This is a genomic window from Niveispirillum fermenti, from assembly GCF_052474395.1.
In genome coordinates, this window is sequence record NZ_CP156681.1 from 2,257,328 (window position 1) to 2,269,470 (window position 12,143).

The 12,143-nt window shown below is 66.3% G+C and carries 13 protein-coding genes; 6 read left to right on the forward strand and 7 right to left on the reverse strand.

Features of this window, described 5'->3' with window-relative positions:
* Window positions 1-2 precede the first annotated feature (2 nt).
* Window positions 3-1,079: a nicotinate-nucleotide--dimethylbenzimidazole phosphoribosyltransferase gene (gene cobT, locus ABC728_RS21725; RefSeq protein WP_416617338.1), complete on the reverse strand. Its 1,077-nt coding sequence runs from the start codon at window positions 1,077-1,079 to the stop codon at window positions 3-5.
* Here cobT and cobS point away from each other — a divergent pair.
* The 3 genes from cobS to ABC728_RS21740 all read left to right on the forward strand — a co-directional run bounded on the left by cobS (window position 1,068) and on the right by ABC728_RS21740 (window position 3,350).
* Window positions 1,068-1,991: an adenosylcobinamide-GDP ribazoletransferase gene (gene cobS, locus ABC728_RS21730; RefSeq protein WP_416617337.1), complete on the forward strand. Its 924-nt coding sequence runs from the start codon at window positions 1,068-1,070 to the stop codon at window positions 1,989-1,991. The two genes, cobT and cobS, sit on opposite strands and share 12 nt — an antisense overlap.
* Window positions 1,988-2,608: a histidine phosphatase family protein gene (locus ABC728_RS21735; RefSeq protein WP_445376497.1), complete on the forward strand. Its 621-nt coding sequence runs from the start codon at window positions 1,988-1,990 to the stop codon at window positions 2,606-2,608. Before cobS ends, ABC728_RS21735 begins: the two co-directional genes overlap by 4 nt.
* A gap of 67 nt (window positions 2,609-2,675) precedes the next feature.
* Window positions 2,676-3,350 carry a lipid-binding SYLF domain-containing protein gene (locus tag ABC728_RS21740; protein WP_416617335.1) on the forward strand — a complete coding sequence of 225 codons (675 nt, stop codon included), beginning with the start codon at window positions 2,676-2,678 and terminating at the stop codon, window positions 3,348-3,350.
* Window positions 3,351-3,446: 96 nt separating this feature from the next.
* Here the strand turns inward: ABC728_RS21740 and ABC728_RS21745 are convergent, their stop codons facing one another.
* On the reverse strand, window positions 3,447-4,412 hold the full coding sequence (locus ABC728_RS21745; RefSeq protein WP_416617334.1) for a hypothetical protein: 966 nt from the start codon (window positions 4,410-4,412) through the stop codon (window positions 3,447-3,449).
* Between the two features lie 283 nt (window positions 4,413-4,695).
* A complete protein-coding gene (locus tag ABC728_RS21750; protein WP_416617333.1) occupies window positions 4,696-5,430 on the reverse strand; it encodes a hypothetical protein in 735 nt (244 codons plus the stop codon).
* 171 nt (window positions 5,431-5,601) lie between these two features.
* Between ABC728_RS21750 and ABC728_RS21755 the strand changes: the two genes are divergently transcribed.
* Both ABC728_RS21755 and ABC728_RS21760 read left to right on the forward strand, forming a co-directional pair.
* Entirely contained in the window at window positions 5,602-6,237 is a 636-nt protein-coding gene (locus ABC728_RS21755) for a DsbA family oxidoreductase (RefSeq protein WP_416617332.1), read from the forward strand.
* 80 nt (window positions 6,238-6,317) lie between these two features.
* Window positions 6,318-6,671: an ArsC family reductase gene (locus ABC728_RS21760; RefSeq protein ID WP_416617331.1), complete on the forward strand. Its 354-nt coding sequence runs from the start codon at window positions 6,318-6,320 to the stop codon at window positions 6,669-6,671.
* A 53-nt stretch (window positions 6,672-6,724) separates the two neighbouring features.
* On the opposite strand, the gene ABC728_RS21765 is transcribed toward ABC728_RS21760, so the two are convergent.
* Window positions 6,725-7,144 (reverse strand): NUDIX domain-containing protein, encoded by a 420-nt coding sequence (locus tag ABC728_RS21765; protein WP_416617330.1) that lies wholly within the window; start codon window positions 7,142-7,144, stop codon window positions 6,725-6,727.
* Window positions 7,145-7,207: 63 nt separating this feature from the next.
* The gene (locus tag ABC728_RS21770) at window positions 7,208-7,678 is read right to left on the reverse strand and encodes an Lrp/AsnC family transcriptional regulator (RefSeq protein ID WP_416617328.1); all 471 of its coding nucleotides are present in this window, start codon (window positions 7,676-7,678) and stop codon (window positions 7,208-7,210) included.
* A 129-nt stretch (window positions 7,679-7,807) separates the two neighbouring features.
* On the opposite strand from ABC728_RS21770, the gene ald reads away from it, so the two are divergent.
* Complete coding sequence (gene ald, locus ABC728_RS21775; RefSeq protein WP_416617327.1) at window positions 7,808-8,917, forward strand: alanine dehydrogenase; 1,110 nt, start codon at window positions 7,808-7,810, stop codon at window positions 8,915-8,917.
* Between the two features lie 128 nt (window positions 8,918-9,045).
* Here the strand turns inward: ald and ABC728_RS21780 are convergent, their stop codons facing one another.
* Both ABC728_RS21780 and ABC728_RS21785 read right to left on the reverse strand, forming a co-directional pair.
* On the reverse strand, window positions 9,046-9,417 hold the full coding sequence (locus ABC728_RS21780; protein ID WP_416617326.1) for a hypothetical protein: 372 nt from the start codon (window positions 9,415-9,417) through the stop codon (window positions 9,046-9,048).
* 166 nt (window positions 9,418-9,583) lie between these two features.
* Window positions 9,584-12,091, reverse strand: a complete 2,508-nt coding sequence (locus tag ABC728_RS21785; RefSeq protein ID WP_416617325.1) for a ligase-associated DNA damage response DEXH box helicase — start codon at window positions 12,089-12,091, stop codon at window positions 9,584-9,586.
* Between the last annotated feature and the right edge of the window lie 52 nt (window positions 12,092-12,143).

Here is a 12,143-nt window from a genome sequence, read left to right on the forward strand (position 1 = left end):
GGTCAATGCATGGCGCCGGCCGGGCGTTCACCCTTCTGGGCCACGCCCGCCTCGGCGAAGGTGGCCATGTTCAGGTGACAAGCCAGGGCGGATTTCAGCACGGGAATGGCCAGGGCCGCGCCTGAGCCCTCGCCCAGTCGCATGTCGAAATCGAACAGGGGACGCTTGTTGATGGCGGCCAGCAGGCGGGTATGGCCAGGTTCGGCGCTGCGATGGGCGACGATGCAATGGTCCAGCGCCTTCGGATCGGCCTTGTACAGCACGGCCGCCGCAGCGGTGCAGGCGAAACCGTCCAGCACGACCGGCACGCGGGCCAGCCGGCTGGCGATGATGGCCCCCATGATGGCGGCCAGTTCCTGTCCCCCCAGACAGCGCAGCGCTTCGAACGGGTCGGTCAGCGCCGACGGATTGGCGGCCAGTCCGGCTTCCACCACGGCGATCTTGCGCTTCACGCCTTCCGCATCCACGCCGGTGCCGGGGCCGACCCAATCGGATGCCGGCCCGCCGAAAAGCGCGGCGCACAAGGCGGCGGCCGATGTCGTATTGCCGATCCCCATCTCCCCCAGGCACAGCAGGTGCAGGCCCGGCTCCACGGCCATCATGCCATAGGCGGCGGCACGGGCGCAGGCCGCCTCGTTCATGGCCGGACCCTGGGTGAAATCCTGTGTGGGGTTGTCCAGGTCCATCTCATGCACGCGCAGGTCGGCATCGTGCAATTCGGCCAACTGGTTGATGGCCGCGTGACCATTGATGAAGGCCTGCACCATCTGGCCCGTGACGGCCGGGGGATAGGCTGACACGCCCTGGGCCGCGATGCCATGCGCGCCGGCGAACACTACGATGCGGGGGTGGGTCAGTTCCGGCGGCGCCTTGGCCTGCCATGTGGCCAGCCACTGCACAAGTTCCTCCAGCCGGCCCAGCGCGCCCGCCGGCTTCAGCAATGTCTGTTCGCGCTGCAGGGCGGCGGTGGCGGATTCAAGGTCGGGTCCCGGCAGTTCCGGCAGCACGCGGCGGATTTCGTCCAGGCTGGGCAGGCCGTCATCATGATGGTGATGGGAATGGTCGTGATGGCCGGACATGGCGCCTTCCTGGGTGACGTGTCTGAACATGGTTACCGGCTGGCCCTCCCGGCCGGGGCCGGAACGGTGCTGGCGGTGAAAGTCACACTGGCCTATACCGATGTCATGAGCGATGCAACAAAGCAGCACAGGCCACAGCCGCTTGCGGAATTCATGGCCGCCGTGATCTTCCTGACCCGGCTGCCCCTGCGTTGGAAGGGGGAGTGGCCGGCGGACCTGGATCGCCGTGCGCTGCCCTGGTTTCCGATCGTTGGCGGGCTGATCGGGGCCGGCGGCGGATTGTCCTTCTGGTTGCTTTGCATGACCGGCCTGTCACCGGCCCTGGCGGCCGTGGTGACCGTGGCGGCCCTGACCTGGCTGACCGGTGCCCTGCACGAGGACGGGCTGGCCGATGTGGCCGATGGCTTCGGTGGCGGCCGCGATACGGCATCGAAGCTTTCCATCATGAAGGACAGCCGCGTCGGGACCTATGGCGCCATGGCGCTGATCCTGGCGGTGCTGGCAAGGGTCGGTGTGCTGGCCACGCTGGCTGATCCCCGGACCGTCGCACTGGCCCTGATCGGGGCACACGCCTTTTCGCGTGGCCTGCTGCCGCTGATGAAGCTGGCCTTGCCCGATGCCAGGAGCCAGGGTGTCTCGGCCGGCCAGGGCCGGCCCGACCGGGCCCGCGCCCTGGTCGCCCTGCTGATCGGTTTCACCCTGGCCAGTTCGGCGCTGGGCAAGCTGAACCTTGAAAGCGGGTTGTCCAGCCTGGGGATCATGGCGGGTTCGGCCGCTGCCGTCTGGGCCCTGACGCGGCTGGCCCGCCGGCAGATCGGCGGGATCACCGGTGATGTGCTGGGGGCCGGGCAGCAAATGGCGGAAATCGCCTTCCTGCTGGGCCTGGCCGCGCTCATTCCGGTTTCGACATGACCCTTGCCGGCTTGGTCACCCGCTGGTGGTGGATACGGCATGCCCCCCTTCGGCTGCCCCCGGGCGCCATGGCGGGGCGGCTGGACGTGGATGTGGATCTTTCCGATATCGAAATGATCAATGGCGCCCGTCATCGCCTGCCTGCGGATGCTGTCTGGTTGACCAGTCCCCTGGTGCGCAGCATCCGGTCGGCTGCCGTGCTGGCCCCCGGCGTGGCGACCCGCTGCGTCGCCGACCTGACGGAGCAGGATTTCGGTCGGTGGCAGGGCCGGACGCATGCGGAGGTTTGGGAGAACGAGCGGGCGACAGCCGAACAATTCTGGCACGACCCGGCCGGCAATGCGCCACCGGACGGCGAAAGTTTCGCCGCCCTGTCCGGGCGGGTGGCGGCAGCCATCCGGCGGGAGACGGTGGCCCTTGCCGGTCGCGATGTCGTGATGGTCGGCCATGCCGGGCCCATCCGTGCCGCCCTGGCGCTGGCGCTGGGCCTGACGCCGGGGGCGGCGCTGGCCGTTGCCGTGGATCACTGGCACCTGTTCCGGTTGGACCATATGGCTATGGAGGGCGGGGGGGATGGCCAATGGCGCCTTATCGGTGCCAATATTCCGCCCTGTTAGGGCCGCTTGCCTTGGCTAGGCATTGCGGGCATGAAAAGATGGTTGCCTATAGTAAGGGAGCAGCAAGATGAAGCGTTTCGTGATGGCCCTGTTCGGCCTGACCCTGGCGGTTACCGCCCTGGTGCGTCCGGCCCAGGCCCTGACGGAACCCGAACTCATGGTTGAGCGGGCGCGGGTGACGGCCCTGACCCTGCTGACGGACCCGCAATACAAGGATTTGAAGACCCTGGTCGGCCGGGCGCGGGCCGTGCTGATCATGCCCAATGTCATCCAGGCTGGTTTTTTCATCGGCGGGGGCGGGGGCACGGGTGTCATGGTTGCCCGCGGCGATGATGGCGCCTGGAGCGGCCCGGCCTTCTACACCTTGGCAGAGGCCAGCTTCGGCCTTCAGTTCGGGGGGCAGGCATCGGAAATGATGATGGTGATCATGACGCAGAAGGGTCTGGACGCCGTGCTGGACCGCAAGGTGAAGCTGGGTGCGGATGCCAATGTCGCCATCGGTGAACTGGGCACGGGCGTGGGGGCCTCCTATGCCGTGGGCCTGTCGGCCGATATCTATGTCTATTCAAAGACCAGCGGCCTGTTCGGCGGCATGGCCATCGAAGGGTCCGTCATCGCGCCGCGGCGGGAGTTCAACGACAAGTTCTATGGCCAGCAGACCAGCCCGCGCGCCATTCTGGTCGATCGGCATTTCTACCGGCCGGAGGCGCAGGCCCTGGCCACCGCCCTGAACGCGCCGTAAATCACCTAAACCACGATAAGATCAGCAACGGCGACTGGCCCGCTGCCATCGCCTGTCGAATGACAGGGGGCGGCCGCGGGACGGTCTTTGCCATTCTCAGTTCGTATCCGCCAGGATCATGTCGATCGTGGCGGCGACCAGCGCACTCATTTCCGCTTCCGGAACGCGGGCCAGACGGGGGAAGGTCCAGCCGTCGGCCAGCAGCCGGTTCACGACCAGCCAGCCGGCGATATAGGCCTCCCGCTCCGTGCCCGTCGTGCCGGTCCCCATGGTGAAGCGGAAAACGCTGTCGCTGTCCTTGTCGGAAAGGGCGCCGCGGATGCCGCGCAGGATGGCGGGCGCCTTCGCCATCGCCTCGTCATACCAGCCGGGCCGATGGGCGACGTAATCCTCATCCTTCCGCCCTGGCCGCAATTGTTTCACGGTCATGCAGGCCAGCCCCTCGGTCAGGACGGTGACCCCGACCTCCCGCTCCCAGCCACCGGACATGACGCCCATGGCGATCTGGGCGGCGTGCGTCATTTCGTGCAGAAGCAGAAGATCACGCTGCCCGCCATCGATCTCCAGCGGGATGGCCACCATTGCGATGCCATTGCGGGCCGCGGTGAAGGCGTTGGCCTCGAATCCGCCGACGAAGGCGACGACATCCACACGGACGGGGTCGTGCCAATCAAACAGGCGCGTCACTTCCAGCAGGATGTCGAGCGGTGACGGCTTCATCCCGGCGGCGCCGGCCCGGATCGCGGGCATGGCTTCCGGATAACGGTTCCATGCTTCGTCCAGCAGCCGCCGTGCGATGGCCATCCCCTCCGGCGTCGGCGGAATGGCAGCGAAACCGTACCTTTCCTGCCACAGGGCCCAGCGTGTCTCGCCATCCAGCCCCGCTGCCGCTCCGTGGAAGTCAAGGAAGCGCGGTGACAGGTCGGTGACCTGGACCGAGACGGCCTCGCGGCTCTGCATGAGCTTGACGCTATCCACCTTTGCCGCGAGGACTGGCAGGGAGGAAGCCATCATGCCGACGGCCAGTGATGTCAGGCGCACCCATTTTTCGAACCTGTGCAATTCGTCTCCCTCCGCTTCCGTTGGCTTTCCAGAGCTTATTTCCGCTGACCAGAACCTGTTGGCTCTGATCACCGCCCTCAAATGCCGGCGCCAACATCCGTTGGCTTGGCGACGCCGCACGAGCGGCGCTGTGGCAGTCGCCGCCGGATCGGTTTGCAGTCCAAGGAAAGCCGTTCCAGTTCGGCAGCAAACGGCATCGGGGCCGGCGCTTCAAGGCCAGTTGGGGATTGTTGCGGGGGGCCAGAGGGGGCATGGAGGTGCCAGTGCGCCGGAATGGAATGGGTCAGGCCACCGCGCTGTGCCGGGCTGGCGGCAGGGCTGCGGCCATGGCCTCCACATCCGCCCGGCGCAGCAGCGGGTAACGTCGGCGCACCAGCCGCGTCAGTTCCGCCATGTCCCACCGGCCCCCGGCCTGGGGGCCGACATGCAGGGCCAGATAGTCGGCGGCCGGCATCGTGCCTTCCAGGGCCAGCAGCAGGATACGGCGCAGCAGTTCGGCCGACGGCCTTTCGCCATCCTGTTCCTCCCCCTTCTCCAGAAGGAAGCGGCATTGCTGCGCCAGGTGCGAAAGCCTTTCCTGCCGGCGATCCACCAGCCATTGCCGCGCCAGGTCAGACACCTCCGTCAGGCCTGTCACATCGCATAAGCCCCGGCATTGCCGCGCCAGATGATGCAGCATGTCCGCGGCGCGCGCCATGTCGCCATCCAGTTCGAAGATCACCGGTGTATCGCGGCGCCTATCCAGTTCACACAGGACCAGAGGGTGCAGCGATGCCTGGTCGGTCATCGTGAACCAGACCTGTTCCAGCCATGCCAGCGTGCCGTCCAGCCTCTTGTCGCCCTGGGGCGCGCGGATCACCTGATCGATCAGCACCCGTTCATCCAGCAGGTCCTCGGCCGGCGGAATGGTTGCCGGCAGGTGTCGGGCCAGCACGGGATCAGGGTCGTGCGCGAGGTTGACCGCCAGAAGGATCGTGGCATGGCTGACGAAACAGGCGGCCACCTGCGGCGCGATCATGCCTTTCTGCCCCATCCGTTATCCGCCCCTCGGATGTCATGAAACTGTCACGTGCATCATGATCGCCGGCGGCGGGTGGCGCAAGTTATCTCCCATGCGCATGGCCATCCCCCCTCGCCGGGGGCGGCCTTGTATCCTATGCTGGGCCATCTGGAAGGGGCGGTTATCCCGATGCTGATCGAAATCTATTCCGACCTTGTCTGTCCCTGGTGTTTTCTGGGCACCGTCCGGCTGGATCGTGCGTTGGCGGAAAGGCCGGGCGTGCGCGTGGACATCCGCTGGATGCCGTTCCAGTTGAACCCCGACCTGCCGCCATCCGGCATGTCCCGCGACCTGTATTTCACGGCGAAGTTCGGTGGCGTCGAGCGGGCGCGGCAGATGAGTGCCGTGGTTGAACAGGCGGCGGCGCGCGATGGCCTGTCCCTGCGCCTGGATCTGGTCAAGCGCATACCCAGCACTTTGCAGGCCCACCGGCTGGTCCGCTTTGCCGAGCGGTTCGGCAAGGCGACGAACCTTACCCTGGCCCTGTTCCATGCGCATTTCCAGCAGGGCAGGGACATTGGCGACAGGGATGAACTGCGCGTCATCGCCAGCGAAAACGGGCTGGATGGTGATGCCGTCGCCGATTATCTGGCAGGTGACGGCGATGTCGCCGCCGTGCGCGGCAGCGACAGCCAGGCGCGGCAACTCGGGGTGCAGGCCGTTCCCTGCTATATCTTCGACCGGCGCTATGCCCTGTCCGGCGCCCAGGAACACACGGCCTTTCTACCCATGCTCGATCTGGCCAGGGACGAACTGGCGGGGTAGGAGAGGGCGCGCAGCCGGCGGGCCCGGAAGCCCCGTGCCGGCAATCCCGTACAGCAATGAACCAGACAGGAAGAAGACCCATGCCGGGCGACGTCACGATCTATGGCATCAAGAACTGCGACACGATGAAGAAGGCCCGGACCTGGCTGGACGCCCGGGGGGTCGCCTACCGCTTTCATGATTACAAGCAGTCGGGCATCGATCATGAACGGCTGTCGGCCTGGGCATCGCAGGTCGGGTGGGAGGTTCTGCTGAACCGCGCCGGCACGACCTTCCGCAAGCTGCCCGACGCCGCCCGGCAGGATATCGATCAGGCAAAGGCCATCGCGCTGATGCTGGACCAGCCCAGCATGATCAAGCGCCCGGTGTTGGATTTGGGCGACGGCCGGCTGCTGGTGGGCTTCAAGCCTGACCAGTACGAACAGGCGTTCTGATATCACCTTGCGATGAGTAGAACTCATCGCAAAATAGTATGAGTTGCGCGGATTCAGTCGTCGTGACCGGCCGTCCCGTCATCGCGGGCCGCCGCCACCGCCACGCGCGTGGACAGCGTGAGCGGCCCGGGCAGGGCATCCGGATGGAACCAGCCCCAGTCCGCCAGCGCATCGGGTTCCATCACGCGGGGCGCCCCCCGGATGATCCGCGCCCGGTGGACGGGGTTGACCCAGTGGCTGGGGCCTGCCGGGTCGATCTGGTCGACGACGCACAGAAGGCCGGTCAACGCGATATCAACGTCCAGTTCTTCCCGGATTTCCCGCACGATCGTGTCGGGCACCCGTTCCAGGAAATCCACCTTGCCACCCGGCAGCCCCCAATGGTCGGCCTCCGGCTTCCGGCGGCGCCTGACCAGCAGCAGGCGTCCCTGATCATCCTGGATGAAGGCGCCACAGCCGACGCGGATTTGCATATCGTTACCTACTGTTTCCATGGTGCATTGGTTCGGGGGGGGCAGGGTTGCGGCAGGCCGTTTCTATCGCATCGGCACGGTGGTCCGCTTGGCCACCGTGCGCAGGGTGAAGCTGGATCGCACCCGCGCCACACCGGGCAGCCGGGTCAGCGTCTGCGTGTGCAGCCGTTCATAATCGCTGCCGTCGGCCACGACGACACGCAGCATGAAATCCGCATCCCCCGCCATCAGATAGCATTCCATCACCTCCGGGCATTCCATCACCTTGGCCTCGAAGGCGCGCAAGTCCTGGTCCTGCTGCCGGTCCAGCGTGATCTGCACGAAAACGGATGTGCCGCGCCCCAGGGCGGCCGGGCTGACCAGGGCGACATAACCTTCGATCACCCCTTCATCCTCAAGTTTCTTCAACCGGCGATGGCAGGCCGACGGGGACAGCCCGACCCGGTCGGCCAGGTCCGCGACGGAGACGCGACCATCGGCCTGTACCTCGATTAAAATCCGACGATCAATGGCATCCAGGTCGGCTGGCCGCATATTCCACCGTGTATCAGGAAAATCATGCAAGAAACGTCGAAATAGGGCCATGCCGGCACCGGTCTTTGCAAGGACATTCACCGGCCCTCGGGCGTATTCTTTTTTCACGTCCGAACAGGGAGAATAACCATGCTCATCGGTGTTCCCAAAGAGATCAAGAATCACGAATATCGCGTCGGGCTGATCCCCGGCAATGTGCGTCAGCTCGTGGTACACGGCCATCAGGTGATCGTGCAGAAGGATGCCGGTGCCGCCATCGGGTTGAGCGATGACCAGTATGTCGCCGCGGGTGCCAGCATCGTCGACACGGCAGAGGAGATATTCGCCCGCGCCGACATGGTCGTGAAGGTCAAGGAGCCGCAGCCAGGCGAATGCAGGATGCTGCGCCCCGGTCAGGTGCTGTTCACCTATCTGCACCTCGCCCCCGATCCGGAACAGACCAAGCTGTTGCAGGCGTCGGGTGCGATCTGCATCGCTTATGAAACCGTGACCGACCGCAATGGCGGACTGCCCCTGCTGGCGCCCATGTCGGAGGTGGCCGGGCGCATGTCCATCCAGGCCGGCGCGCATTGCCTGGAGAAATCCTATGGCGGCATCGGCATTCTGCTGGGCGGCGTGCCCGGCACGCCCCCGGCCAAGGTTGCCATCATCGGTGGCGGCGTGGTCGGCACCAATGCCGCCCGTATGGCCATGGGCCTGGAAGCCCATGTCACGGTGCTGGACAAGTCCCTGGACCGGTTGCGCCAGCTGGACCAGCAGTTCGGGCGCCGCCTGAACACCGTCTATGCCAATGTGGACACGATCGAGCAGGCCGTGCTGGAGGCCGATCTGGTGATCGGCGCCGTGCTGGTGCCGGGTGCGGAGGCGCCGAAGGTGGTCAGCCGCGATCTGGTCGCGCGGATGAAGCAGGGTGCCGTGCTGGTGGATGTCGCCATCGACCAGGGCGGTTGTTTCGAGACCAGCCACGCCACCACCCATGCCGACCCCACCTATGTCGTGGATGGCGTGATCCATTATTGCGTGGCCAACATGCCGGGCGCTGTCGCCCGTACATCCACCTTCGCGCTGAACAACGCGACGGCCCCCTTCGTGCTGGCTCTGGCCGACAAGGGCTGGGTGCAGGCACTGAAGGATGATGTGCATCTGCGCAACGGGCTGAACGTGGCCAAGGGCGAACTGACCCATGCCGGCATCGCGCATTTGGGCCGGGTCGTGTCAGCTGAAAGCGTGCTGGGCTGACGCGGAAGAAGGGTGGCCCCTTGGGCGCCCTTTGCCGATAAAGAAAAAAGGCCGGGTCCTGTCGCGGGACCCGGCCTTTACATTCCCCCCGGTGGATCGATGGGGAAAGGAGATTGATTGGGAAAGGATCAGGAATTGTCCGCCACCTGCATCGGCAGGCGCGCGGCGCGCAGGGCGGAGGCATATTGCGTGCGGGCGGCGTGCAGTGCGTAGCTGGAACGGCTCAGCCGTGCGGCGATCACTTCCTGCTCGCTCTGGCTCAGGGCCGCGCGGTTGCGGTTCAGTTCGCCATAGAGGCAGTTCTGGTAGGCGTCGGTACGGCCGGCGAAGCTTTCCACGGCCCTTGCATGGTCTGTCAGTGACAGGCTGCCGGGAGTAGCCAGCGGCGCAACGCAGGCGCGGTCGATACGGGCGGCCAGATCATCGGCCGGGGCGGCCTGGGCCGGAATGGAAAGGGCGGTCGCCAGAAGAATGGCGCCGAGTGTCAGTATCGATCTCATCGCTTTTCTCTTCACATGCGGGAAAGGGCGCCATCGCGCCACTTCATGTGATCCTTTATGATGCACTGCCGCAATTATGCCTGTGATCGTCGCCACACTGCGCAGATTTCAAGTGCAGAACAGTTATGCGGTCGCAGCATCACCTGTGATGCGCATCACCCCGCCTCTATAGAAGGCGCCCCTGGAAGGGGCCGTTCGGGCCGGGGGCGACCAGTTCGGGCACGGCCTCTTCCAGGATCTCGTTCACGGCCTCGTCCAGCAGGGCGTCGATGGCGCTGCCCTGCACCTGTTCCCGCCCGATTTCCAGGATGACGGGCACCGCCAGCGGGGAAATGCGGTCCAGCCGGCGATGGCGTATATGTCCCCGGACACGGGCCAGCATGTCGGCCACCCGGCGCACATCGGTCAGGCCGGCCGCCGCATCGGCCCGGGTGGCCCGCAGCAGCACATGGCCCGGTTCGTGCCGGCGCAACACGTCATAGATCAGGTCGGCGCTGAACATCACCTGCCGTCCCGTCTTTTCCAGTCCCGGGTGACGTCGTTCGATCAGGCCGGCGATGATGGCCACATTGCGGAACAGCCGCTTCAGCATGGATGATTCCTCCATCCATGCTTCCAGATCATCGCCCAGCATGTCCTGGTCGAACAACCCCTCCAGGTCCTGCACCGGTTTCAGCGACCAGACGGCCAGCACATAGTCGGTGGCCACGAAGCCCAGCGGGTGCAGGCCCGCCCGCTCCATCCGGCGGGTCAGCAGCATGCCCAGTGTCTGATGTGCGTTGCGGCCCTCGAAGCAATAGGCGACCAGATATTCCTTTCCGTTCCGCGGAAAGCTTTCCACCAGCAGCCCGGCCCGGTCGGGCAGGACGGAGCGGTATTGTTGCAGCCGCAGCCATTCCTGTACAGCATCGGGAAACCCGTCCCAATGGGCCGGGTCGGCCAGAAGCGCGCGTACCCGGTCGGCCAGGTGGGTGGAAAGCGGCAGCCGCCCGCCGGCATAGGCCGGCACCTTGGGCGTGCCGTCCCCACCCTTGGCCACGATCACGTCATTGTCGCGAATCCCGACGAATTTCAGCAATTGGCCGGCGAACACGAAACTGTCGCCCGGCACCAGGCCGTTGACGAAATATTCCTCCACCCGTCCCAGCACGGCACCCCGGTTCAGCCGGACATTCAGCATCACCTCTTCCACGATGGTGCCGACATTCAGGCGATATTGCCGTTGCACCATGCCGCTGGCGGCCTGCCACAGGCCCGTTTCCGGGTCCTGGACCAGTCGCTTGAACCGTTCATAGGCCGCCAGCGCGTAGCCGCCATGGGCCACGAAATCGAATATATCATCGAATTCGTCGCGCGACAGATCGGCATAGGGCGCGGCCCGGACCACTTCGGCATAAAGCGTATCAGCATTGAACGGGGCAGAGCAGGCAACGCCCGTCACGTGCTGGGCCAGCACGTCCAGCGCGCCGGGACGCGGGCGGTCGCCATCCAGCGTGCCGGCCTTGATGGCGGCGACTGCCGCCGCGCATTCCAGGACCTCGAACCGGTTGCCGGGCACCAGCAGGGCCTGCGATGCCTCGTCCAGCCGATGGTTGGCGCGGCCGATGCGCTGCAACAGGCGGGACACGCCCTTGGGCGCACCCACCTGCACCACCAGATCGATTTCCGCCCAGTCGATGCCCAGATCCAGCGACGACGTGGCCACCACGGCCCGCAGGCGGCCCGCCGCCATGGCCGCTTCCACCTTGCGCCGCTGTTCCACGGCAAGACTGCCATGGTGCAGGGCGATGGGCAGGTTGTCGGCATTCAGGCGCCACAGTTCCTGAAACGCCAGTTCGGCCTGGGCGCGGGTGTTCACGAAGACCAGCGTGACGCCGTGACGGCGGATGCGATCATATATTTCCGCCATGGCGTGCAGGGCCATATGTCCGGCCCAGGGCAGATGCTCGCGGGTGGCCAGGATTTCCACCCGCGGCGGGGCGCCCGGCCGGCCGCGGACCACGCGCACGGGCGCCAGTTCACCCTCATCATCATGCAGCCGACCCGTGGGCGACAGCCAGGCTGTCAGCGCGTCGGGATCGGCCACGGTGGCCGACAATCCGGCCCGCAGGGCGTGTGGTGCCAGCCCCGACAGGCGTGCCAGCCCCAGGGCCAGCAGATCACCCCGCTTGGTGCCGGCCAGCGCATGCAGCTCATCGATCACGATGCGACGCAGGGGCCGGAAAATCTCCGCCGCCTCGGGGTATGAAAGCATGAGCGCCAGGCTTTCCACCGTGGTCATCAGGATGTGCGGCGGTCGTGCGCGTTGCCGGGCACGCTTGGCCTCCGGCGTGTCGCCCGTGCGCGTCTCCGCCCGGATGGGCAGCCGAAGGCTGGCGATGGGCGCTTCCAGATTGCGCTGGATATCGACGGCGAGCGCCTTCAGGGGCGAGATATAGAGCGTGTGCAGCCCCTCGCGCGGGCGTTCGGCCAGATCGATCAGGGTGGGCAGGAAGCCGGCCAGCGTCTTCCCCGCCCCCGTCGGTGCGATCAGCAGCGCATGCATCCCGTCGCGCGCCGCCGCCACCATGCCGATCTGATGCGGGCGCGGCGCCCAGCCCTGCGCCCGGAACCAGCCGGCGATGGCGGGGGGGATCAGGTCGTCTTCGGATGGCGCGGTCGGCTGCGGTTCCATGGGCGCACTATGGCGGAACAGAGGGCGAACGCAAAGGGGTGGCCGTGCGCGC

Excerpts from the sequence above, each read along its gene's own strand:
- cobS (WP_416617337.1), top strand. The coding sequence starts at position 1,068 with ATGGCCGGACATGGCGCCTTCCTGGGTGACGTGTCTGAACATGGTTAC.
- cobT (WP_416617338.1), bottom strand. The coding sequence starts at position 1,079 with ATGTCCGGCCATCACGACCATTCCCATCACCATCATGATGACGGCCTG.
- ABC728_RS21735 (WP_445376497.1), top strand. The coding sequence starts at position 1,988 with ATGACCCTTGCCGGCTTGGTCACCCGCTGGTGGTGGATACGGCATGCC.
- ABC728_RS21740 (WP_416617335.1), top strand. The coding sequence starts at position 2,676 with ATGAAGCGTTTCGTGATGGCCCTGTTCGGCCTGACCCTGGCGGTTACC.
- ABC728_RS21750 (WP_416617333.1), bottom strand. The coding sequence starts at position 5,430 with ATGATCGCGCCGCAGGTGGCCGCCTGTTTCGTCAGCCATGCCACGATC.
- ABC728_RS21755 (WP_416617332.1), top strand. The coding sequence starts at position 5,602 with ATGCTGATCGAAATCTATTCCGACCTTGTCTGTCCCTGGTGTTTTCTG.
- ABC728_RS21760 (WP_416617331.1), top strand. The coding sequence starts at position 6,318 with ATGCCGGGCGACGTCACGATCTATGGCATCAAGAACTGCGACACGATG.
- ABC728_RS21765 (WP_416617330.1), bottom strand. The coding sequence starts at position 7,144 with ATGCAAATCCGCGTCGGCTGTGGCGCCTTCATCCAGGATGATCAGGGA.
- ABC728_RS21770 (WP_416617328.1), bottom strand. The coding sequence starts at position 7,678 with ATGCGGCCAGCCGACCTGGATGCCATTGATCGTCGGATTTTAATCGAG.
- ald (WP_416617327.1), top strand. The coding sequence starts at position 7,808 with ATGCTCATCGGTGTTCCCAAAGAGATCAAGAATCACGAATATCGCGTC.
- ABC728_RS21780 (WP_416617326.1), bottom strand. The coding sequence starts at position 9,417 with ATGAGATCGATACTGACACTCGGCGCCATTCTTCTGGCGACCGCCCTT.
- ABC728_RS21785 (WP_416617325.1), bottom strand. The coding sequence starts at position 12,091 with ATGGAACCGCAGCCGACCGCGCCATCCGAAGACGACCTGATCCCCCCC.